The sequence below is a fragment of the Haloferula helveola genome, assembly GCF_037076345.1.
Classification (GTDB): Bacteria; Verrucomicrobiota; Verrucomicrobiia; order Verrucomicrobiales; family Akkermansiaceae; genus Haloferula; species Haloferula helveola.
In genome coordinates, this window is sequence record NZ_AP024702.1 from 5,372,480 (window position 1) to 5,394,764 (window position 22,285).

A 22,285-nucleotide genomic window follows, 5' to 3' on the forward strand; every position below is an offset into this window, starting at 1 on the left:
CGGAATTCCATGAACCGACTGTTTTACATCGGGCTCGTCCTTGCCCAGTCCGCGCTTGCCGCGCCGATCGAACTCGACGTGATCCTGTCGGAGGGTGATCCGGGCCCGGGCACGGCCGCGACCGTAACCCGCATCTACAAGGGCTCCACCAACAACTCCGGGGAAGTGATCCTCGGGGGCCGCACCAACGGCGCCGGGCCGATCGTCTGGGCGGGTGACCCCACCGCTCTGCAGGTGATTGCCGAGGGCAACCAGGCGTCCCCGGCCCCGGGGAATCCTGCATTCAACAACCTCGCGAACTACAGCGCCATCTATCCGATCATCAATGACAACGGTGACTCGGCCTTCATTGGCGCGACCGATGGTACGGGCATTGGCATCTTCACCCACATCGGCGGAGTCCTTCAGCATATCGCCAGCCACGGCGAAGCGGTTCCCGGAGCCCCCGGCACGACCTTCCAGATGAATTTCGGCAATCTGGAGACCACCGCGTTCGCCCTCAACGGCAGCTCATTTTTCCACAGCTCGATCGAGGGAGCCATGGTGACCAGCGCCAACAACGACGTTCTCTGCGGCGGCCCCTCCGGTTCCGTGCAGCTGCTGGCGCGCGAAGGGGATCTCGTGAATGGCGAGAGCGACATCTTCTTCGACTCTGTCAATGGCGTCCTCAACGAGACGCGCACCAGCAGCGCGGGCACCACCGCCTACTGCGCCAGCCTCACCGGGCCGGGCGCCAGCGGACCTGACAACGGCTCGGGGATCATTCTCGGCACACCCGGGGCCTTCACGCTCGCCCTGCAATCCGGCAGCCCGGCATCGGCACCCGGACTTCCGGGCGATGCGCAGTTCCTCGGGTTCTCGAACAACTCCCCTGTCAGGGTCAATAACGCCGGCGAGCTCCTGTTCATCTCTTCCCTGTCCGGCACGGGGATTTCGGGAAACGTGACCGCAGGCACCGGCAACTTCATCGCGCTCTGGACCGGCACACCCGGCAACTACCGCATCGTTGCCCGCCGCGGCGATCCGGCGCCCGGTCTGCCGCCCGGTGTGGACCTTTCCATCTATCAGTCACTCAATCCCGACGAGCGGATCATCGCTCTCGCCTCCAACGGGGACTCCGCATTCATCTCCAGCCTGACCGGGGCGGTCACCAGCGACGACAATACCGCCATCTACGCGGAGCTCGACGGCACCCTGCATCCGGTGATTCGCGAAGGCGACCAAGCCGAGGGCCTCGCACCGGGAGTCCTGATCAACAATCTGAACCCGGGCATCGGTGTCCGGTTCGCCATCAACGCCAACGGCATCGTTCTGGTCCTCGCCGATCTCACCGGAACCGGCATCACCGGTGCCAACGACAAGGCGCTCTACTTCTGGACCGTTGCGGACGGCTTGCAACTCATCGCCCAGGAAGGAAGCCCTCTGGAGACCTCCCCGGGAACGTTCCAGACGGTCGGCGATCTTTCGTTGAATGGCACGATGGGCGACGATTCGGGCCATGGCCGCAACCTCAACAACCGGAACGAGGCCGTCATCGCGACCGAGCTTGACGGCAACGAGGTTCTGCTCCGCGCGAAGCTCGTCATCCCGGCAACCTACACCTTGGTCCATGCCGATACCCACTCGTCGGCAGGTGGCATCATCACCTCCAGCAACTACACCTCGGCCGCGACCACCGGCCACATGGCCGATGCGGAAGGAGCCTCCGCCGACTACCTCGCCAAGCCGGGTTTCGCAGGACAACTCTACGAACCTGTATCCGTTCTCGTCTCTGCCAGCCCGGATCCCGTCGATGAGGAAGCCACCACCCAGGCCTCCGCCACGGTTGTCATGGATGACTCGACCTTGCTTCCGCTCGCGAACACCACGCCGGCTTGGGAAGTCATGGCGGGGCCCTTCACCGGCATCACCGCTGGCGGTCTCGCCACCGCCGACATCGTGTACCAGAACGAAACGGGAACTCTACGCGCGACTTACGCGGGCATCTCGGGCGACGGACTTGTTACCGTCATCGATTCGGACCCCGACAACTATCAGGACTATGCCGCGGACGGCATCGACGACGATTGGCAGGTGAGCAACTTCGGTCTGCCGCCGAACAGCGACGCCGCTCCCGGCGAGAACCCCGATGCGGACCCCTACGACAACCTCTTCGAGTTCCTGACCGGCTACGACCCCAACGACCCGTCATCGTTCCTGACATTCCGGATTGTCGACCGGAGCCCGAGCACCGCGATCCTCGAGTTGTCGAAAGTCATCCCCGGCACCCGCTACACCCTCGAAAGGTCCACAAATCTGCAGCCTGGAAACTGGGCTCCCCTTTACGACACGGTCGTCGGATCGACCTTCCTCGACTACGAACTCCCGGACAAAAGCGCTCCCGATCCGGCCGCTTTCTACCGCGTCGATGTGAACCCTGAGTAGGGATGATTTCTTCCGTGGCGGAGCCGACCGCGCGGCGCTGCCGCGCACCATTGATTCCGCGAATGCGCGGCCCGTCGATAGATCCACGCCTCAGGCCGCTTCCTCATCCACCTGGCGGTCCACATCCTCGCGCAGGTTGTTGATGATGAACTCCTGCCGGTCCGGCGTGTTCTTGCCCATGTAGAAGGCCAGCAGTTCCTTCACTCCCTTGCCTTCCTCGAACTCCACCGGATCCAATCGCATGTCGGGCCCGATCATGAATTTGAACTCGTCCGGTGAGATTTCTCCAAGCCCCTTGAATCGGGTGATCTCGGCGGTCTTCCCGAGTTTCGACAAGGCCTCTTCCTTCTCCGCCTCATCGTAACAGTAGACCGTCTGCTTCTTGTTCCGCACCCGGAACAACGGAGTCTGGAGGATGTGCAGGTGCCCTTCACGGATGATCTCGGGGAAGAACTGCAGGAAGAAGGTCAGCAGCAGCAAGCGGATGTGCATGCCGTCGACGTCGGCATCGGTCGCGACCACCACCTTGTTGTAGCGCAGGCCTTCGATGCTGTCCTCGATTCCGAGGGCCGCTTGAAGCAACGCGAACTCCTCGTTCTGATAAACCACCTTCTTGCCGAGACCAAAGGTGTTGAGCGGCTTGCCGCGCAGGGAGAACACCGCCTGGGTCTCGACGTCGCGACTCTTGGTGATCGATCCCGATGCCGAGTCGCCCTCCGTGATGAAAAGCGTACTGGCACTCGCGAGCTTGTGCTTGGTCCCGAGATGGGCGCGGCAGTCACGGAGCTTCTTGTTGTGCACCTTCGCCTGCTTCGCCCGCTCCCGAGCGAGTTTCTTCACCCCCTTCAGGTCCTTGCGCTCCTTCTCGGCCGCGAGGATCCGCTTCTGCAGCGCCTCGGCCGCGGGCGGATGCTTGTGAAGGTAGTTGTCGAGATGCTCCTTCAGGAAGTTGCCGATGAAGGTGCGCAGGGTCTCGCCCTCCGGCGAGACCGTGGCCGAACCGAGCTTGGTCTTGGTCTGAGACTCGAAAACCGGCTCCTCGATCCTCACGCAGATCGCCGCCTCGATGCCCGCACGGATGTCGCTCGGGTCATACTGCTTCTTGTAGAAACCGCGGATGACATTCACCAAAGCCTCGCGGAAAGCCGCGAGGTGCGTGCCGCCCTGGGTCGTGTTCTGGCCATTGACGAAGCTGTAGTACTCCTCGCCACCCTCAACCGTGTGCGTGAACGCGATCTCGATGTCCTTTCCGACCAGGTGGATCGGCCCGTAGAGCGACTCGCCTTCCATCTCCTCCGAGAGCAAATCGAGAAGACCGTTCTTCGATTTGAACTTCTTGCCGTTGAATACCAGCGTCAGCCCCGGATTCAGGTAGCTGTAGTAGCGGCACATCCGCTCGACGATCGGATCGCGGAACTTGGCGCGCTCCGGGAAGATGCTCCGGTCGACCTCGAACGCGAGTCGCGTGCCCGAATCGGCCGCCTCCTTCCGAGGGGTCTTCATCTCCTCTGTCACCTCGCCGCGGGAGAACTCGATGGCTTTCGTCTGCCCCTCGCGCCACGCCTGGATCTCGAAAAAGTCGGACAGCGCATTGACCGCCTTGATGCCGACACCATTCAGGCCGACCGACTTCTTGAAGGCCTCGCTGTCGTACTTCGCGCCGGTATTGATCTGCGCCGCACAGTCGTAAAGCTTGCCCAGCGGAATACCCCGGCCGAAGTCGCGGACCTCGACGCGACCTTCGTCATCGATATCGATCCGGACCTCCTTGCCGTAGCCCATGATGTGCTCGTCGATGGCGTTATCGAGCACCTCCTTCAGCAGGACATAGATGCCGTCATCCGGCGACGATCCATCACCGAGTTTGCCGATATACATCCCGGGCCGGAGCCGGATGTGTTCACGCCAATCGAGGGACTTGATGTCGGCTTCAGTGTAGTTCGCTGCCATGGGGAATTTCCTTAAGAAAAGCTAAATACCTCGCCGCGCTGTGGCAAGCATGCAACCGGCAAACCCAACCGGCACTGGCCCCGCTTTCCAATCGGGAAATCCGGGAAAGACCACAAAATCAGGGCCTCACGGCTGGCGCGACCTTCTGCCACCGGCGGCGGAATGCCTCGGAATATCCTGCCAGACGGTCGCCCGCCGCTTTGGCACGTTCCGGATCCCCAGCCAGGAAATCGAAGGCCACCGCCTGCTCATGCCGACGGAACTTGTCCAAGTCGTTCACCGAGTCCTTCACCAAACCACGGTGCAGGTCGATCAGGCTGTTGGGGTCAAGCTCACCCCACCTGAGATCCGCCTCGGAGCCGGCGGAATCGGCAACGCGCAGCCCCTCATCTCCGCCACCCACAACGCGCTCGAACTTCCTGCCCGTCCGACTCCGAATGCTCACTTTCCCCACCTCCGGGCCGGCCAGCTCACCAAGTTCGGAAACGAAGGTTGCCGCGGATTGGCACAGGAGCATCAGGGCCGACCGTTGCTCGACTAGCTTCGGTTCGTGCGGTTCCCAAGCACGCAGGACGTCGACCGCTTCCACAAACCGACAACCGGCCAGCAGATCCTTCAGCTCCTTGGGAAGCGACCCCGGCGGCGGTGGCGGTGGCGGGAGATGCACCGCTTTCTCGAACTCCTTGATCCAAACCCCAACATTGAAACGGGCACGTCCCTTGGTCTTCAGCGAACCCTCGACGTTCTTCAATTCCTCGATCCGCTCTCTGCACCCGGACGCACCCAGATTGAAGCGCTTCGGTTCATTCCGTCGGAGCGTCCCGAGATCCGACAGGTAGTCCTTCGCCAGATCCGCGTAAGGTTTGAGCCACGCATTCCCGCCCCCGGTCGAAGATTCCGCCACTTTCCGTAAAAGCGGCTCCGCGGCCCCAAGCGTGCCCTGCTCCCAGTTCTTGAGACCTCCCAAAATGGCGACCAACTCGTCCGCTCCGCCACGGCCCTTCGATTCATCGGGAGCGATCGGCGGGAAGCGTCGCAAGTCACCAAGAGCCTCGAGCAAGCGGTCGCGAAGCTGCCGGTTCAGGCCTCGCGCTTTTTCAATGTGGGCAATGGCGCGAACGATCTCGCGGTCGGCATCGCCGCTTCGGCCGTCCAGATAGTTCATGACCACCACTTCACAAGCGGCCCACGAACCGGTCGGCTCAAGCACGCCGGGATTGTCGCGAACTTCCGCGAACTTCTTCGCTGCCGTGGCGAAATCGTGTGCGGACAACGCTTCCCCGGCTTCGCGATAGGTTCTCGCCACGCCGGCGCCCGCATTGCTTCCTCCGACGGCAATCGGACCGGGATTGACGGTATCGTCCGCCCCTCCGCCAGCTCCGCCGGGCGGCTTCGAACCGCTGCCGAAGATGACTTTGGCAGCAACTCCTACCGCGACCAGCACCGCAAGCCAGGCGAGCGCGATGCCCGCCTTGGCACCACCGCTCCGCTTCTTGCTTTGGAGCGACGGAACCGGCACCGCCGTTTTCTGAGGAGCGGGTGGACGCTGCCGGACCATCTGTTGCGCGTCGCGCATGGCGGCGATCAGGTCCTCGTAGGTCCTGAACCTCCCTTTCGGATCATAGGCCATGCACCGGTCGATCACCTCACAGGTCGCCGGATCGAGCCAGCTTGCGACCTTCGCCAAGGGCTTCACCTCAAGCTTCGCCTGCCGCAGCCGCTTGGTATCCATCGACTCCTCGTTGCAGGGCGGCTTGCCGGCCAAGGCGTGGTAAAAGGTCGCGCCGAAAGCGTACATGTCGGAGCGGAAGTCTTCGCTCTGGCCTTCGATGGTTTCGGGCGGAACGTAGTAAGGAGTCGCCCAAATCTCGCTCGCGGTCGCCTTGCCGCCCTTGGTCACCAGAGCCAGGCCGAAGTCGACGATCTTGGCACTTCCGGAGCCATCGATGAGGATGTTGCCCGGCTTGACGTCGCGGTGGATCAGCCCCGACTGGTGCGCAGCCTTGAGCCCTTCGATCACCTCGATCGCGAACGGCAGCGCCTCACCTTCCGGGATGGTTCCCCGTTCGCGCACCTGGTGCTCGAAGTGACCGCCCGGAACGAATTCCATCGCGATGAAGAACCTTCCGAAGGCCCGGCCCGTGGTGAACACCCGCACGACATTCGGGTGGCTGATCGATGCCGTGATCCGCGCCTCTTCCTCAAATGCGGTGATCCTCTTCTCGTCCTCCGAATACTCCTTGTTGAGGATCTTGACGACCACCTCGCGGTCGAGGGTGTTGTCCTGAGCGGTGAAGACCAGGCTCATGCCGCCGATCGCGTGCCGCCGCAGCAAGGTATAGGGACCGAACTCCCGTTTGACCCGGGTGTGTTTGCCACAGTTCGGGCACTCGACGTTCGAGAAAGGTTCAACCGCCGAAACGTCCATCGCCCCACCACAGGCGTGGCAGTACGCGATCTCCGCTTCTCCCTTCGACATGGCCGAATCTACCTACGAACGGGTCTCGCGGAAAACTTCAAACATTCAAAGGATCCGCCGATCCGCCCCACGGGTTGACAGGGACGAGGCGGAGGACCGAGGCTCGCCCGACCCATGGAGATCCATGTCGAGAACGACGCTGGCACCCGGCTCGATGCCTACCTGGCATCCCGGCTCGACGACCTGTCACGCTCGCGGATCCAGTCTCTCATCCGGGAGCAGCACATCCGGATCAACGGACAGCCGGCCAAACCGAGGGATGCGGTGTCACTGGGAGACAGAATCCAGGTCGAAGTCCCGGAAGCCGTACCCGACGAGGCGCTGCCGGAAGACATCCCGCTTTCGATTCTGCACGAGGACGACGACGTGATCGTGATCGACAAGGCCCACGGCATGGTCGTCCACCCGGCCGCCGGCAATCCCGACGGCACCCTCGTCAACGCGCTGCTGCACCACTGCAAGGGCAAGCTTTCGGGGATCGGCGGAGTCGAGCGACCGGGCATCGTTCACCGCCTCGACAAGGACACCTCGGGCTGCATGGTCGTTGCCAAGACCGACACCGCGCATCGCTCGTTGGTCGAACAGTTCGCCGGTCGCTCGACCGCCAAGCACTACCTCGCGGTCGTCCAGGGAAAGCCGCCGAAGGAACAGGATACCGTTTTCACCCACATCGGACGGCACCCCGTCAACCGGATGAAAATGGCCGTCGTGAACCCGCCCGGCGGACGGGCTTCGATCACCGACTACCGACTGCTCGTGACCGATCCGGCGACCGACAGCAGCCTCGTCCACTGCCACCTGCACACCGGCCGGACACACCAGATCCGCGTCCACATGCTCCACTCCGGCTGCCCTTTGATCGGTGATCCGATCTACGCCAAACCCGCCCGACAACGAGCCAAGCCCGGGCGATTGATGCTACACGCGTGGCGGCTTGCCTTTGATCATCTCGATGGCAGGCGACTCTCGTTCGAAGCCCCGGTGCCATCCGACTTCACGCCCTGGCTCCAAATTCTCGATCCACCCCTCGACCACCTCCGCGATGAACTTTCCCATGGATGAAGACGAACAGGCTGACGCGTTCTTCGAAGAACTGCTCGGCGCGGTCGACCAGCAACTTGAATCGGACTCCACTCCCTACGTTCGGAAACAGTACGACCGGCTGACCAAAGCCGGGCTGTCCGATGACGAAGCCCGCGAGGCGATCGCCCGATGTCTGGCGGAGGAGACCGACCGGATGTACCGATCCAAGAAGCCCTTCGACGAAAAGGCCTACCGGACGTCGCTCGAGATGATCAATCCCGGCGACTGAGGCTCCTCCTTCTCGACCACCGCCTCGACCCTCACCGGCTTGCGGTGAACCCACACGCTCTGCACCAGCCCGAGCAGGAACATGCACATCACCGCGAAGGTTCCGGAGTAGCTGATCAGCGGCAGCGGAATACCGGTAATCGGCATCAGCTGAATACACATCCCGATGTTCTCGAAAATGTGGGCGAAGAAAAGCGCAACCACCCCGCCCACGATGATCCGGCCCATCGGGTCGCGGGCGTAGCTGGCGATGAACAGACAGATCACCAGCAACAGCATGAACGCGGAGATCAGCAGCAGCCCGCCACGGAAGCCCTGCTCCTCGGCGATGACCGGGAAGATGAAGTCGTTGTGCACCGTGTTGACCGGAATCATCCGTCGGTCGTGCATCGACCCGTGCTCCTCCGTCGCCATCCAACCGAGACCGCCCCAGCCCGCATGCCCGATGGTGATCGCGATGTTGTAAGGCGCGTAGGCATCTCCGCTGGTGTCGACCGGCTTGTCCTGAAGCATGTCCAGAAACAGGTCGATCCGCGCCGCACCGCGTTCCGACGCCTGCGGCAGGACGATGAAGTAGAGCAATGGCAGGATGGCCATCGCAATGAACCCCATGAAGCTCAGGTAGCGAAAAGGCACGCCACTCACGATCAGGGCGACCAGTGCCACCGGGATCCAGACCAGCGCCGATCCCATATCTCCCATCTTCACCACCACGAGAAAAGGTATGCCGGTAAGCACTCCGACGAGACCGACCTTCACAAACGGCTCCTCCAACAGCCAACCGACCTTCGGGATCATCCGACCGAGCCGGGGCAGATCCTGTAGCAACCAGGAAAGCATCAGGATTCCCGAGGCGATCGCGAGCTGCGCCGGCTGAAAGCTCAGACCGGCAACCGTGATCTGGTGCACCTCGCTGTCCGAATTCATGATCGCGGCACAGAGACCGACACCCACCACATACATCGGAATCCCGAGCCACCGGAACCACCGGTAATCGATCAAAGCCGTGATCAGGTAAACGCCTGAGCCGATCAGGATCCACGTCTTCTGCGCGTTGGCGAACTGCTCGCCGCCGCCGGGCAGATGCCGGGCGGCGCTCTCGATCGAAAAGACGCCGAACACCAGCAACCCGTACATCGTGATGACGAGCGCCCAGTTGATTCCGAGCAATTTGCGCAACAGCGGCGTCATGGCAGGCCGCAGCACCCCAAAATCGCCGTCCGGAAGCAAGCCAACAAAGTCCCGAATCCAAACTTGCCCGGGCTGGCCTCCACCCTGAGCTTTTCCGGGTGAAGAAACCCCTCATGGTCGTCGCGATCGCCGCTGCCGCGGTGGCATTCCTTCTCTGGTGGTTCTCCGCCACCCAAGTCCTGAAGCGGCGGGTCTCGAGTCTGATCGACACCGCTGTCGTACCGGCTTCCATGAGTGACATCGGCAGGGGTGCCCGCGGTCCCAATGTCGCCGAGTTCGTTGCCGGCTCCCTCGAGATCGATTCCCCACCTTCGCTCGCCCAGGACCTTGGCCCCGATCTGAATCGCGACACAGTTTCGGCCCTCTATTCGGCGGTCGCGAAGTACTGCCGCTCGATCACCGTCAACGACCTGAAAATCCAGTCGGTCGACGTGGACGGCGAGACGGCGACCGTCCGTTTCTCGGCCGACGCCGTCGTCGACCTGCCCGACCGGCGCCCGGTGGACGGCATCGTCGATGTCGATAGCCGCTGGCGGAAAACCGACGGCAAGTGGCTGCTCGAGCGGTTCGCCTGGACCGAGTCGCCCCGGTCCGCACCCTAGAGAATCACTCCCACTCGATGCTCGCCGGCGGCTTCGTCGAGATATCGTAGAGCACCCGGTTGATCCCGGCGACCTCGTTGAGGATCTCGTGACTTGTCTCGCGAAGGAGCTGATACGGAAGCTCCACCCAGTCGGCGGTCATGGCGTCCTCGCTGATGACCGCCCGCAATGCGATCGCCCATTCGTAGCTCCGCTCGTCGCCCTTGACCCCAACGGTCTTCACGGGAACCAAGGCCGCATACGCCTGCCAAACACGGTCATACCAACCGGAGTCCTTGAGCTTGTTGATGAAGATCGCGTCGCAGTCCTGGATGATCTCCAACCGGTCTTGCGTGACCTCACCGGGACAACGAACCGCGAGCCCCGGCCCGGGGAACGGATGGCGGTGCAGGATATCGTGCGGGATTCCGAGTGACTTGCCCAGCGCCCGAACCTCGTCCTTGAACAGCTCGGCAAGCGGCTCGAGGACTTTGCCCTCCGCCTGCAGTTCGAGAATCCGGTCGACGCGGTTGTGGTGCGTCTTGATTTTGGAAGCCTTGGACTTCGCGTTCGACGCACTTTCGATCACGTCGGGATACAAGGTACCCTGCGCGAGCATTTCGGCGTCGCCCACCGCGTCCCAGAAGACATCGATGAAAAGGTTCCCGATGATGTCGCGCTTCTTCTCGGGCTCAGTCACACCCGCAAGCCTCGAGAGAAACAGCTCGCTGGCTTCGACGGTTTCAATCGGAACGCCCATTCGGTGGAAGTTGTTCCGGACCTCGTCGCCCTCGTCCTTCCTCATCAGCCCGTGATCGACAAAGATCGCCCTGACGTTGACTCCCGCCTCATTGAGGAGCACCGCGAGGACCGTGCTATCGACACCTCCGGACACACCGCAAACGACCTGCTTGTCGCCGACCGTTGCACGGATCCCGTCGATGACCTCCTTCTTGAAGTCCTCGATCCGGAACGGTTCGAGTTTCTCCGCCTGCAGCAGGAAATTGTGGAGGATTCGGGTGCCTTCGTGGCTGTGGGTCACCTCGGGATGGAACTGGATTCCGAAGAAACCGTTGCCCCAGCTCAAAGCGACAGGCGTCCCATGCTGGTTGCGGGCGATGACCGAACAGGTGTCCGCCAGATTCTCGACGGTATCCGAGTGACTCATCCAAACCTGCGACTCGTGCGAAAGCCCTTCGAAGAGACCTTCGGGAGCCGCCGGAACCAACTTGGCAGGACCATACTCGCGGCGGTCGCTCGCATGCACGCTGCCACCGAACTTGATGTTGAGGAGCTGCATGCCGTAGCAAACGCCAAGAACCGGGACACCGAATCCTGACAAGGCCTCGAAATCGATATCCGGCGCGTCGGGCTCGCTGGTGCTCTTAGGACCACCCGACAGAATGATCGCACCCGGCTTGCCGATATCGGGGAACTCCTCGAGAGCGTACAGTTTGGCGAAATACCCGAGCTCCCGAACCCGACGTACGATCAGTTGCGTGTACTGGGAGCCGAAATCGATGACGGCTACGTGTTGAATCTCCTCCATGATGGCAGGTGTTCGAGGCTCAGCTGATAGGTTGGTAGTTGGTCGGCTCCTCGGTGATGACGATGTCGTGCACGTGGCTTTCCCGGAGACCTCCCGGCGTGATCCGGGTGAACTCGGCACGTTCGCGGAGCTCCTCCAGCGAACCGGCACCTAGGTAGCCCATGCCGGAGCGAAGGCCGCCCATGAGTTGGAAAATCACGTCGGCAAGCGGCCCCTTGTAGGGCACGCGGCCTTCGACACCTTCCGCCACCAGTTTCCCCGAGGAGTTCTGGCTGTAGCGGTCACCCGCGCCCTTCTTCATGGCACCGATCGATCCCATGCCGCGGTAGGTTTTGAAACGGCGGCCCTGTGAGTAGACCGTCTGCCCGGGACTCTCCCGTGTTCCGGCCAGCAGAGATCCGAGCATCACCAGATCCGCGCCGGCAGCGAGCGCCTTGACGACATCGCCGGAGTAACGAACACCACCGTCGGCAATCACCTTCACCCCCTTCGAGCGGGCATACGGTGCGACGTTCTGAATCGCGGTGAACTGAGGCATCCCCACACCGGCGATCACCCGCGTGGTGCAAATCGAACCCGGACCGACACCGACTTTCAGTGCGCTGGCACCGGCATCGATGAGATCCTTTGCGCCCTGCTCGGTGACGACATTGCCTGCCACCACAGGACGGTCGGAAAGCGACCGCAGCTTGCTGATCACTTCCATCACGCGAGTCGTGTGACCGGTCGCCGCATCAATGAACAACGCATCGGCACCGGCTTCTAGCATGCCTTGGCCACGCTCTACGCAATCCGGTCCGACACCCACCGCCGCACCGCAGCGGAGCTGACCGTTCGGATCCTTCGCGGCATCGGTGAAAGCCGCGCGCTTTTCGATGTCCGCACCTGTGATCAATCCGACCAGCCTTCCATCGGCATCGACCAGCGGAAGCTTCTCGATGCGGTTCTGATAGAGAATCCGCCGTGCCTCCTCGAGTTCCGTATCCGGCGTCGAGGTTACGAGGCGTTCGCGGGGCGTCATCACTTCGGACACCGCGGCGTTCTCACGATCGAGATAACGGATATCCCGGCCGGTGATCATTCCTTCGAGGCGGCCGTTCTCGTCGACAACCGGAAAGCCGGAAAAGCCATGCTCGTGCATGATCGCACGGACATCCTCGACCGTCTGATCCTTGCGGACCGTCAGGGGCTTCAGGATCACCGCGTTCTCGGAGCGCTTGACCCGTGAGACCATCGACGCCTGCTGCTCGATGGTGCACGCCCGGTGAATCACACCCATACCGCCTTCACGGGCGAGTGCGATCGCCAGCTCCGACTCGGACACCGTGTCCATCGCGGCGGAGACGACCGGAATTCGAAGATCGATCTCTCCGGTAAGCCGGGTGGACAGGTCGGTGGTTGCCGGGAGCACCGCGCTCAACCGGGGCACGAGAAGGACGTCGTCGAAAGAAAGCCCAAGTGTGATGTCCGCCATGGCGGAGTCAATGGAGCGCGCCGCTCTGAATCAAGCCCGAATCGGGACCGGCGCGAAATTCCGAATCAGTAATTGGCGAAATCCATCGGAGCCGGCACCGCCACGACCCTCATCCCGGCCTGCTGGGCCGCCATGATGCCCGCGGGGGCATCCTCAAGGGCGAGACACTTCCGCGGATCGGCGCCAAGGAGCTCGGCTGCCTTGAGGAAAATGTCGGGAGCCGGCTTGCCGACCGCGACATCGTCAGCGGTCACCACGTCGTCGAAAAGGTCGGAAATCCCGACCGCCTGCAGAGTCTTCTCGATCACCATCCGGGTGCCGCCGGTCGCGATCGCCATCGGCAGCTTGCCACGCTGGCTCCGGGCGAACTCGACGACTTCGTCGATCAGTTCGATGGTTGCTAGCCGCTCCAGAAACGCCTCGCGCTTTTTCATCGCGACCGCCTCGGGATCCAACCTCAACCCGTATTCGCCGTTGAGGTCGACCACGATGTCCTTGGTCGGGCGACCGCCCATTGCGTAGAAGACGTCCTCTTGGAACACATTGGCTGCGCCGTAGTAGGCCAGGGCATCGCACCACGCCGCGAAATGGGCGGGCATCGAATTGACCAAGGTTCCGTCGCAGTCGAAGACGATGGCTTCAATGCCATCCACAGCTAGTTCAAGGGGACCGACTTTCGCCATCGCGCGGACGGCGTAGCAGTCGGCGGGCCGAAGGCAAGGATTCAAAACACAGTTTTTCGTCACGGACGGCGGTGCACCCGCGGTCTCGCCCTCCGCAACCCGCTGACTCCCAGCGACCACTTACTTCTCGACCACGACGGGATCCTCCGATCCGTCGAAGACCGCATCGCCCTCAACGACGGCGCCGTCTTCGAACCGGACTTCCCCAGTCACGGTTAGAGAATTGCATTTTGCCAAGGACGGGACTCCGAGCGAGGCCAGTGAGTCAACGAACTTGTAGCGGTCGTCCAGCTTCACAACCGGCGGCTTCCCAGCCCTCTCCTCGATGAGCTGCACCCGCCCGTCGGCACCGATTTCATAGGCGTCGGAACGCAGCGCGAACAGGTCGCCCGAGGTCTTCACCGGAGCAAAGCGGGACCGTGGAACTTCGATGGCTCGTGCTCCCGGGAAGCACTCGATCGCTGCCCCCATGGCGGTCTCGAGCTGGATCACCGGCGTGGATGACTTGTCGCGGGGATCGACCGTCTTGAGGTTGCGGATCATCGGTAGCGGGAGCACTCCCCCTGCCGACTCCAGAGCCTCCTTCAGCTTGTCGAGCCTCAGCCAGATCGAGTTGGTGTTGAAGTAGCGGTGGGTGTCGATGTTCTGGAAGGCCTCAAGATCCTCCTCAGGACACTGGGCTACCTCGCGCAGCAGCAGTTGACCGTCGGCCTTGCGGACGGCCAGATGCCCCCCCTTCCGGTCCGCCGGCGTGCGCCGCGTCACTTCCATCAGGAACGGGGCGTCGGACTCCGCGAACCATGCGAGGAGTTCCGGCGAAAGCACCGCACCGAGATTGTCGGAATTCGAAACGAAGGCATAGCGAACCCCGTCGGCCAGCAGCCGATCCAGCCACCCGCTGCCGATCAGCGCCGGATACAGGTCCCCGTGACCCGGAGGACACCATTCCAGTGCCGGATTCTCCGGCCACTCGACCGGCTGCAACGATCCGGCGTTGATCTTCGGTACCTGATTCTGCATCAATTCGACCTCCGTCACCCCTTTCAGACCATCGGGCGCATGCTCTTCCAAGTGTCCGAGGGTATCCTCGCTCGTCGCGAAGCTGTTCATGAACAGCAGCCGAACCGGAGCACCGGACGATTCCCGCAGCGAGGAAACCTGCCGGACGATGAGATCGAGGAATGTCACCCCGGGGCGGACCTCCAACAGGCTCTTCACCTTCTCCAGCCCCATGCTGGTCCCGAGGCCGCCGTTCAGCTTGATCAGCACTGTTTGGGCAAGCAGCTCGGAATCGAGCTCCGAGACCGACTCGGGATACTCGGGAAGCCCCGTTGCCGGCTCGATATCGGTTTCGGAAATCATCCCCGACTCGTCGCGGCACAGGGCCTCATAATTGCGACGGAAGGCCTCGATCGCCGCCCGCGCCACACCGGCGGACTGCATTTTTTCTTCAAATGGCGAAAAGTCTGCTGCTTTCATAGATGCATCGGGTTGCTGCGCCCACGCCTAAGCCGGTCGTGGCGCACGTCACGCCCGAAATCGGGGCAGGTCCGGCATTCGGTCAAATACTTTTATTTGCCGGTTGGCACATTTTCTGCTGTCTACCGGTTCCCTTTTTCGCCACGTTTCGGGCAACCGCGGTTCTGCGGGCTCGAATCCATGGCTGAGCAGTCGCTCCATCAATCGCTTTCCCAGCAGCAATCGCTGGCTCCCCAAATGCGGCGGAGCCTCGAGATCCTGCAGGCGAATTCGATGGAACTGACGCAGATGGTGCGTCAGGCACTGGATACCAACCCGGTGCTGGAGGACGTCACCGAGTCCATTTCCCTCGATGAGGACTCACCGTCTCCCGAGGAGGCTGACTCGCTCGAGTCGATGAACCAGACGGATGACGACTGGCGGGACCTGGCGATCATGGAACGGCGGAATCTGAGCTGGTCGGCGGACGATGAGGAACGCCGCGAGCACCTCTACAACTCGATCGTCGCCCCGGAGACGCTCCAGCAGCACCTCGCTGCGCAACTGGAGCTATCCCTGCTGGAGCCGTCGGTTCGCGAAGCCGCCCAAGCCCTGCTGGGAAACATGGACCAGCGGGGCTTCTACGACTTGCCTCCGAGCGAACTCGGCATCCGTCTCGGACTGGCAAAGGAAGACATCGACGAAGCCACCAAGCTGATCCGCGGCTTCGATCCCGCCGGCGTTGGCGCGGTGGATCTCCGCGACTCCTTGTTGATCCAGCTCGAGCGCCGGGGAGACCGCGACACGATCGAATTCCGAATCGTCAGCGACTACCTCGAAGACCTCGCAAGAAAACGCTTTCCACGGATTGCCCGCGCTCTCGGAACCAGCATCGAGCGCATCTCCGAAGCGGCGCTTGCCATCGGCCGACTCAGCCCGAACCCGGGTGGCGATTTCAATCCGACCGGCAACCCCTACATCCGGGCCGATGTGATCATCGAACGCGGAGAGGACGGCTGGACCGCCCGCCTGACCCACGAGTATCTGCCCAAGCTCCGGATCAACGACTTCTACAAGGACCTGCTGGGCAAGGCCTCGAGCGATGCCAAAGCCCGCCATTTCCTCAGGGAGAATCTCCGCGAAGGCCGCACCCTGATCCGGTCGCTTTCTTTGCGTCAGGAAACGATTCTCTCAATCGCCGAGAAGCTGATCCAGCACCAGCCGGACTTCTTCGAACGGGGCCCGCGCTTCCTGCGGCCGCTGACGATGAACGACATCGCCGACGAACTCGAGCTACACGCTACGACCGTGTCGCGAGCAGTTGCCGGGAAGTATGTGCTCACTCCCCACGGCCTCATGGAGATGCGCTCCTTTTTTGCCGCCGGCTACCAGACCGACGATGGCAAGGAGGTCTCCAACGCCGGGGTTCGGGAGGCGATGCAGGGGCTGATCTCCGCTGAGAACCCGGCCAAGCCGCTCTCCGACGACGCCATCGCCAAGGCTCTGAAGGCACAGGGCATTCCCGTCGCCCGCCGCACGGTGGCAAAATACCGCGACCAGCTGGGGATCCTCCCCTCCCACCTGCGGCGAAGCTTTTCCTGAGTTCTCTTTGATCCCGCCCGGATTCCTCCCTAGGGGTCTGGCCAGACGCATGACACCCGAACTCATCAAGCAAGCTCTCACGCAGGTCCGCTATCCCGGCTTTTCCCGCGACATCGTCTCGTTCGGCCTGGTCAAGGACATCCGGGTCGATGAGCAAGGCTCTTTCGTCAGGATCGAAGTCGCCACGAAGGACCCGGAAGTTCCGCAGACGATCTTCAAAGAATGTCACGCCGTCCTCGCCGAGCTACCCGATATCGGACCGGTCAAGATCGAGATCGACATCAAGGAGCCGCCGGGCGCCGGAGGTGGAGACTCATCGGATGGCAAGAGCTCGATCCCCGGCGTGAAACGCATCATCGCGGTCGCGTCGGGCAAGGGAGGCGTCGGCAAATCAACGGTCGCCTCCAACCTCGCGATCTCGCTCGCCGCCACCGGCGCCAAGGTCGGCCTTTGCGATTGCGACCTCTACGGACCTTCGATCGCGATGATGTTCGGTTCGGATGAGCGCCCGATGGCCAACGAACACGACGAGATCATTCCGATCGAAGCTCACGGGCTGAAGCTGATGTCGATGGGCTTCCTCCTGGAGGACAAGTCGCCTGTCATCGTACGCGGACCAATGGCGACCCGCTACACCCAGCAATTCCTGCGACAGGTCGCGTGGGGCGATCTCGACTATCTCGTGCTCGACCTTCCTCCCGGCACTGGCGACATCCAGCTGACCATCGTCCAGACCGTGGCCGTCGATGGCGCGGTCATTGTCACCACACCGCAGGAGGTCGCACTCATTGACGCCCGCAAGGCCGTCTCGATGTTCGCCAAGGTGAACGTGCCGATTCTCGGAATGATCGAGAACATGGCTTGGTTCGAATGCGAGCACGGCACCCGCTACCCGATTTTCGGTGATGGCGGAGGAGCGCGCGAAGCCGCCAATCTTCGAACACCGCTACTTGCCCAAATCCCGATCGAGATGCCTGTCCGGGAAGGGAGCGACCAAGGCAAACCGGTCGCACTTTTGCCTACAGACGCGAGTCCTGCTTCCGCCGCCTTCCACCAAGTGGCATCGTCCCTGCTCGAACGCGTCCCGATCCACTCAGGGACCTGAACCAATCCGCCACCGCCACTCCCCATGCCCCGCAAGACCAAGCTCGTTGTCACTCTCGGCCCGGCCACCGAATCCCCGGAAACCATCGGCCAGCTCATCGAGCTCGGCGCGAACGTGTTCCGGCTCAACATGAGCCACGCCAAACACGAGTGGGCAGCCGAGATGGCCAAGCTCGTGCGCCGGGAGTCGGCCGCCCGACACACCCATGTGGCGGTCCTTTTCGATCTGACCGGCCCCTCGATCCGAACCGGAGACCTGAAGGAACCCTACGAACTGAAGATCGGCGATCTCGTCGAGTTCAGGAAGGCCGACACCGAACCGTCGATCCCCCTTTCCACCACGGTCAATTACCCGGGAATGATGGATGACGTCTCCGAGGGCAAGACCCTGGTGGTCGACAACGGCACGCTGTTGATGGAGATCCGGACGAAAAAGGACGACCGGATCATCTGCGAGGTCCGCAATGCCGGAAAGCTCGGCTCGCGACGCCACATCAACCTTCCGGGAACCCGCCTCAATCTTCCGGCGATGACCGACAAGGACCGCAAGGACCTGTCGCTGGCGGTCGAGTGCGATGCCGACTACATCGCCGGCTCGTTCGTGCGCGACGCCGCCCACGTCCAGGAACTCCGCTCGGCGGTCGAAGCCCTCGAGGGCAACGCTCAGATCATTTCGAAAATCGAGGACCAGGAGGCGGTCCGTCACATCGACGCGATCATCCAGGCGTCCGACGCGATCATGATCGCCCGCGGCGACCTCGGCATCGAAGTCGCCTTCGAGGAGCTCCCCATCCTGCAACGCCGAATCATCAAACGCTGCCATGAGCTCGGCCGCCGGGTGATCGTCGCGACCCAGCTGCTGGAGTCGATGATCCAGAACCCGACCCCGACCCGCGCCGAGGTGACCGACTGTTCGAATGCGGTTTATGAGGAAGCCGACGCCCTCATGCTTTCCGGCGAGACGAGTATCGGGAAACACCCGCTGCGCTGCGTCGAGGCACTGGTCAAAATCTCAAGCCGGATCGAACGATCGGGAGGCCTTGGCTACGGCACCGGCGTCCTGCTTCGCGACGAGCGCCAGAAGACCGCTCGGGCCGCGGTGACGCTGTCGGACTCGCTCCCTGATGCCCGCCTGGTGGTGCTCACCCGTCGCGGCGTTCTGGCCAACCACACCGCCATGCTCCGCCCGAAGACCGCGGGATTCTACGCCTTCACGCCCCGTGAAACGGTTTGCCGGCAACTCGCGCTCACCCGGAACATCGAAGCCTTCAAGATGCCTTTCGCCGCAGGAATCGACGAAACCATCGAGCGCGCCGCCAAATTCCTCATCGACCGCGGTCTCGTGCAACCCGGCGGCCCGATGGTGATCGTCTCGGACCTCCTCTCCGACCACATCGCCGCCAACTCCATCCTGCTCCACCACGCGTAAGGAGTGGCGCTCTGCGAGCGCCATATGACGGGGTGGCGACTTCGAAGTCGCCAATGCCTACTCCGGCATCCCCTCCGGCGCCTGAAAGACGCCGCTCCCTGTCTTCCCGCTCCACGCCCACAAGGTCGGATCGAGCTCTTCTTTAGCGGCGGAGATTACCTCTCCCGCCTTCCCCGGATCTTCCAGCACCGCGAACACGGTCGAGCCTGAGCCACTCATCAAAGCTCCAGCGACCTCGGGTCTCGCGCGAAGCCACTCCCGCATCTCCGCGAGAAACAAATGCTTTCCGAACACCGGGCGCTCCAGATCGTTCACCAGTTCGCCCCAATCCAAAACCTGCGGCGCAAAATCAACGTCCGCAACCGCAGGGGCATCCTTCCAGCGCCGATAGGCATCCGGTGTCGAAACACCGAAAGACGGTTTTAGCAGAACCACCTGCAACTCGGGCAGTTCAGGCCCCGGCTCGAGGATCTCCCCCCGGCCGAGCACCCGACCCACCGGGGGCCCAAGGAAAAACGGAATGTCCGATCCGATTCGCGCCGCCAGTTCCACAAGGGCATCAACACCCAGCTTCGTTCCGAAGTGGGTATCAAGCGCCCGGAGCATCGCCGCCGCATCACTGCTCCCGCCGCCGAGACCGGCACCGTGAGGAATCCTTTTCTCAAGCTTAACTGCAAGCGGATCCATCTCCCCCGTCTCCTCGCGGAAAACCGCCAACGCCTTCATCGCCAGATTCGAGCCGTCCGTCGGCACCCCGGGCTCATCGCACTCGAACCGGTCCTCATCGGCCCCAGTGATCGTAATCCGGTCATGAAGACCGGGGAGCGTGACCATCACCGAGTCGATCTCATGGAACCCGTCGTCCCTGCGACGGATCACCCGCAGGGATAGGTTGAGTTTGGCGGGAGCCTCGACGGTCACGCCACCGATCATGCCTCCGGCACGCGCATGATCAACGCCAACATTCTTCCGGTCCGGCCCTTTTCCATACGGTAGCTGTAGTAGTCGTCCGGCATGACGGCCGTATCCCGGCCGCAGTCGTGAAACTGTCCGACTCCCACGCCCGCGGCCTGGCGGGCGATATCCGCGGCAAAGTCGATGTCATAATGAGGCGGGCGGATGCACGGACCCAGCACGACGGTCACGTCGCCCGGCTCTGTCCCGTAATGCTCGGCCATCACGCGCAGTCCCTCCTCCAGAATTCCCAACTCGGTACCCTTCTTGCCGGAATGAAGCACCCCGACGGCCCCGCTGACGCGGTCCGCCAGCCAGATCGGACCACAGTCGGCCACGTAGATTCCGAGAATTTCCCCCGGAACATCGGTCACCAGACCATCGACATCCGGAATCGTCGGCCGCCGCTCCCCTCGGAACGACTCCTCAATCACCGCGACTTCTCGTCCGTGGACCTGCGCCGCGCGCCACCAGTCGTCCTGACCGAAGGTCTCGAGGACATGCGCCCGGTGGAATGGCTCAAGACGCTCCAGCACCTCGTCGCGTTCCCCGTCGATGTCGACACCGGGAACTTTCGAAATGAAATCGACCCTTAGCCCCGGCAACTCGGCCAAGGGATCCAGAAAACAGAGCGCCTCCGTCACGGCACTAACGTAACGGAGGCGCAGGTAATCCGCCAGTTGGGGGGATGTGTTTTTTCAGCAGGCTACGATGCTCACGCAATCTCGCGGCTGTTCAGCGCGCGTTTCGTGTGCTCAACGGCTTCCGCCTGGTCCTCATCCATCTCGGACAGGATTCCGGCGAGATCCGTCGCGATCTCTTTCCGCATTTTGGAGACCAGTTCGACACCCTTCTGGGTGATGCGAACCATGATCTTCCGGCGGTCTTCGGCAGCGTGGACACGTTCCACGTATCCCAACTTCTCCAGACGATCGACGAGGCCGGTGGCCGCGGCGGTCGAGTGACCCATCTTCTTCGCGATATCCGACATCGTCAGATACTCCTCGCTCGAAAGATAGGCCATAAGGAAGAATTGGGGGAACGACACGTTACCCTTGTTGAGCTTCGACGAGAGGTTCAGGATGCAGCTACGCTGCGTGAACAGGACGAAGTCAGCAAGGCGATCAGCATCGGCATGCGACGTGGAGCCCTTCGGCCCCGGGGTGCTCAGTTTCATGATGGCTGGTTGTAGTGTTCATGTTGGGACATGTAAGGGAGCACAGCCTTTGCGGGGAGAAAGCTAGCAACTACCGCTGATCATAAGCAAGACCTAATTGTAAAAAAATCACCTTATTTTGGCGATTCCTTTTAAAACAGGGGTTTGAACACCTCTACTCAGCGCCCAACCCCCCTGTTGGAAGACCGATCGGCGCATCCGTAGCCGGCATTTCCGACTCTTCCTCAATCGGTCGCGCATACACAGAATCCCCGACCGACACCGAGCCCGATTTCAGATCCGCCGCCGTGTAGCGCCCCATGCGCTCGCCCGTCACCACCAGGGTGGCCGTCTGTTCCCCTTCTCCGCGAGCCGAGAGCAACAATCCGTCGCCGAGTTTGAGGTCATCGAAGCCTTGGACCAAAACGAAGCCATCCGCTTCATGTACCGATGCGACGCGACCGACCAGCTTGGCCGCAGTCGGCGACTCTTCCGGTTCGTCGTCGCTTCCGAAGAGCCCGCAGCCGGCAGTCAACAGACAGGCGAGCGCGCACAGGATCGAATGAAGGCCTCTCATCAGGACCGTTAGCGTCGCCAGCAGCCTCTTCGATTCAAGCGGTGAGTTGCCGTCACTTTTTCCCCGCGGGCGGTTGACCAAGGGCGCCCCGTGTGTGCAACCTCCGCCCGACCAAAGTCCCGGGCCGGTGGCTGAGAGGTCGAAAGCGCTCCCCTGCTAAGGGAGTATACCCCAAAAGGGTATCGAGGGTTCGAATCCCTCCCGGTCCGCCATCGCACTCCTTGGACAACGATGGACAGCGGTGACCAATCCGTTCCCATTGAGGGACTTACGAGCCGATCCCGAACTACTACGGGAGTCGGAGAAGTGGCCAGACTTGGACACCGCTGGACCACTTTTCCCAGATTTGAGGGATGATATAGG

General features: G+C 62.3%; 18 protein-coding genes and 1 tRNA gene. 8 read left to right on the plus strand and 11 right to left on the minus strand.

From position 1 onward, the window contains the following. Window positions 1–9 precede the first annotated feature (9 nt). Entirely contained in the window at window positions 10–2,424 is a 2,415-nt protein-coding gene (locus HAHE_RS20500; protein WP_338687135.1) for a DUF7453 family protein, read from the plus strand. Between the two features lie 90 nt (window positions 2,425–2,514). On the opposite strand, the gene HAHE_RS20505 is transcribed toward HAHE_RS20500, so the two are convergent. Together HAHE_RS20505 and HAHE_RS20510 are read right to left on the minus strand one after the other, a co-directional pair. Continuing rightward, complete coding sequence (locus HAHE_RS20505; RefSeq protein ID WP_338687136.1) at window positions 2,515–4,374, minus strand: DNA topoisomerase IV subunit B; 1,860 nt, start codon at window positions 4,372–4,374, stop codon at window positions 2,515–2,517. A 118-nt stretch (window positions 4,375–4,492) separates the two neighbouring features. Beyond that, window positions 4,493–6,853, minus strand: a complete 2,361-nt coding sequence (locus tag HAHE_RS20510; RefSeq protein ID WP_338687138.1) for a serine/threonine-protein kinase — start codon at window positions 6,851–6,853, stop codon at window positions 4,493–4,495. Window positions 6,854–6,967: 114 nt separating this feature from the next. Here HAHE_RS20510 and HAHE_RS20515 point away from each other — a divergent pair, with 114 nt between their 5' ends. Together HAHE_RS20515 and HAHE_RS20520 are read left to right on the plus strand one after the other, a co-directional pair. Next, a complete protein-coding gene (locus HAHE_RS20515; RefSeq protein ID WP_338687139.1) occupies window positions 6,968–7,915 on the plus strand; it encodes an RluA family pseudouridine synthase in 948 nt (315 codons plus the stop codon). After that, window positions 7,908–8,165, plus strand: coding sequence for a hypothetical protein (locus tag HAHE_RS20520; protein ID WP_338687140.1), 258 nt, complete (start codon window positions 7,908–7,910; stop codon window positions 8,163–8,165). The genes HAHE_RS20515 and HAHE_RS20520 overlap by 8 nt, the downstream gene beginning before the upstream one ends. Here the strand turns inward: HAHE_RS20520 and HAHE_RS20525 are convergent. Further along, window positions 8,126–9,343 (minus strand): FtsW/RodA/SpoVE family cell cycle protein, encoded by a 1,218-nt coding sequence (locus HAHE_RS20525; RefSeq protein ID WP_338687141.1) that lies wholly within the window; start codon window positions 9,341–9,343, stop codon window positions 8,126–8,128. The two genes, HAHE_RS20520 and HAHE_RS20525, sit on opposite strands and share 40 nt — an antisense overlap. Before the next feature lie 110 nt (window positions 9,344–9,453). Between HAHE_RS20525 and HAHE_RS20530 the strand changes: the two genes are divergently transcribed. Continuing rightward, a complete protein-coding gene (locus tag HAHE_RS20530) occupies window positions 9,454–9,957 on the plus strand; it encodes a hypothetical protein (RefSeq protein WP_338687142.1) in 504 nt (167 codons plus the stop codon). Window positions 9,958–9,961: 4 nt separating this feature from the next. Here HAHE_RS20530 and guaA read toward each other — a convergent pair whose 3' ends face one another. The 4 genes from guaA to HAHE_RS20550 all read right to left on the minus strand — a co-directional run bounded on the left by guaA (window position 9,962) and on the right by HAHE_RS20550 (window position 15,085). Beyond that, complete coding sequence (gene guaA / locus HAHE_RS20535) at window positions 9,962–11,476, minus strand: glutamine-hydrolyzing GMP synthase (RefSeq protein ID WP_343218223.1); 1,515 nt, start codon at window positions 11,474–11,476, stop codon at window positions 9,962–9,964. 28 nt (window positions 11,477–11,504) lie between these two features. Continuing rightward, on the minus strand, window positions 11,505–12,959 hold the full coding sequence (gene guaB / locus HAHE_RS20540) for an IMP dehydrogenase (protein ID WP_338687144.1): 1,455 nt from the start codon (window positions 12,957–12,959) through the stop codon (window positions 11,505–11,507). A 65-nt stretch (window positions 12,960–13,024) separates the two neighbouring features. Continuing rightward, window positions 13,025–13,642 (minus strand): HAD family phosphatase, encoded by a 618-nt coding sequence (locus tag HAHE_RS20545; RefSeq protein ID WP_338687145.1) that lies wholly within the window; start codon window positions 13,640–13,642, stop codon window positions 13,025–13,027. A 120-nt stretch (window positions 13,643–13,762) separates the two neighbouring features. Beyond that, window positions 13,763–15,085, minus strand: a complete 1,323-nt coding sequence (locus HAHE_RS20550) for a UTP--glucose-1-phosphate uridylyltransferase (protein ID WP_338687147.1) — start codon at window positions 15,083–15,085, stop codon at window positions 13,763–13,765. A 216-nt stretch (window positions 15,086–15,301) separates the two neighbouring features. Between HAHE_RS20550 and rpoN the strand changes: the two genes are divergently transcribed. From rpoN to pyk, 3 genes are read left to right on the plus strand one after another with little or no spacing between them, the layout of a single operon-like run. Next, window positions 15,302–16,702 carry an RNA polymerase factor sigma-54 gene (rpoN, locus tag HAHE_RS20555; RefSeq protein WP_338687148.1) on the plus strand — a complete coding sequence of 467 codons (1,401 nt, stop codon included), beginning with the start codon at window positions 15,302–15,304 and terminating at the stop codon, window positions 16,700–16,702. Between the two features lie 49 nt (window positions 16,703–16,751). Next, on the plus strand, window positions 16,752–17,807 hold the full coding sequence (locus tag HAHE_RS20560; RefSeq protein ID WP_338687149.1) for a P-loop NTPase: 1,056 nt from the start codon (window positions 16,752–16,754) through the stop codon (window positions 17,805–17,807). A gap of 24 nt (window positions 17,808–17,831) precedes the next feature. Then, window positions 17,832–19,235, plus strand: coding sequence for a pyruvate kinase (gene pyk / locus HAHE_RS20565; protein WP_338687151.1), 1,404 nt, complete (start codon window positions 17,832–17,834; stop codon window positions 19,233–19,235). A 57-nt stretch (window positions 19,236–19,292) separates the two neighbouring features. Here pyk and ispE read toward each other — a convergent pair whose 3' ends face one another. The 4 genes from ispE to HAHE_RS20585 all read right to left on the minus strand — a co-directional run bounded on the left by ispE (window position 19,293) and on the right by HAHE_RS20585 (window position 21,922). Continuing rightward, complete coding sequence (gene ispE, locus HAHE_RS20570) at window positions 19,293–20,156, minus strand: 4-(cytidine 5'-diphospho)-2-C-methyl-D-erythritol kinase (RefSeq protein WP_338687153.1); 864 nt, start codon at window positions 20,154–20,156, stop codon at window positions 19,293–19,295. A gap of 8 nt (window positions 20,157–20,164) precedes the next feature. Then, entirely contained in the window at window positions 20,165–20,833 is a 669-nt protein-coding gene (locus HAHE_RS20575; RefSeq protein ID WP_338687155.1) for a polyphenol oxidase family protein, read from the minus strand. Between the two features lie 71 nt (window positions 20,834–20,904). After that, on the minus strand, window positions 20,905–21,366 hold the full coding sequence (locus HAHE_RS20580) for a MarR family transcriptional regulator (RefSeq protein ID WP_338687156.1): 462 nt from the start codon (window positions 21,364–21,366) through the stop codon (window positions 20,905–20,907). Window positions 21,367–21,520: 154 nt separating this feature from the next. Further along, window positions 21,521–21,922, minus strand: a complete 402-nt coding sequence (locus HAHE_RS20585; protein ID WP_338687157.1) for a hypothetical protein — start codon at window positions 21,920–21,922, stop codon at window positions 21,521–21,523. A 121-nt stretch (window positions 21,923–22,043) separates the two neighbouring features. On the opposite strand from HAHE_RS20585, the gene HAHE_RS20590 reads away from it, so the two are divergent. Continuing rightward, window positions 22,044–22,134, plus strand: a tRNA-Ser gene (locus HAHE_RS20590). The last annotated feature ends 151 nt before the right edge of the window (window positions 22,135–22,285 follow it).

Bases quoted from the DNA above. Each gene is read 5' to 3' on its own strand.
- HAHE_RS20500 (WP_338687135.1), top strand. From the start codon at position 10: ATGAACCGACTGTTTTACATCGGGCTCGTCCTTGCCCAGTCCGCGCTT.
- HAHE_RS20505 (WP_338687136.1), bottom strand. From the start codon at position 4,374: ATGGCAGCGAACTACACTGAAGCCGACATCAAGTCCCTCGATTGGCGT.
- HAHE_RS20510 (WP_338687138.1), bottom strand. From the start codon at position 6,853: ATGTCGAAGGGAGAAGCGGAGATCGCGTACTGCCACGCCTGTGGTGGG.
- HAHE_RS20515 (WP_338687139.1), top strand. From the start codon at position 6,968: ATGGAGATCCATGTCGAGAACGACGCTGGCACCCGGCTCGATGCCTAC.
- HAHE_RS20520 (WP_338687140.1), top strand. From the start codon at position 7,908: ATGGATGAAGACGAACAGGCTGACGCGTTCTTCGAAGAACTGCTCGGC.
- guaB (WP_338687144.1), bottom strand. From the start codon at position 12,959: ATGGCGGACATCACACTTGGGCTTTCTTTCGACGACGTCCTTCTCGTG.
- HAHE_RS20545 (WP_338687145.1), bottom strand. From the start codon at position 13,642: ATGGCGAAAGTCGGTCCCCTTGAACTAGCTGTGGATGGCATTGAAGCC.
- HAHE_RS20550 (WP_338687147.1), bottom strand. From the start codon at position 15,085: ATGCAGTCCGCCGGTGTGGCGCGGGCGGCGATCGAGGCCTTCCGTCGC.
- rpoN (WP_338687148.1), top strand. From the start codon at position 15,302: ATGGCTGAGCAGTCGCTCCATCAATCGCTTTCCCAGCAGCAATCGCTG.
- HAHE_RS20560 (WP_338687149.1), top strand. From the start codon at position 16,752: ATGACACCCGAACTCATCAAGCAAGCTCTCACGCAGGTCCGCTATCCC.
- pyk (WP_338687151.1), top strand. From the start codon at position 17,832: ATGCCCCGCAAGACCAAGCTCGTTGTCACTCTCGGCCCGGCCACCGAA.
- HAHE_RS20580 (WP_338687156.1), bottom strand. From the start codon at position 21,366: ATGAAACTGAGCACCCCGGGGCCGAAGGGCTCCACGTCGCATGCCGAT.
- HAHE_RS20585 (WP_338687157.1), bottom strand. From the start codon at position 21,922: ATGAGAGGCCTTCATTCGATCCTGTGCGCGCTCGCCTGTCTGTTGACT.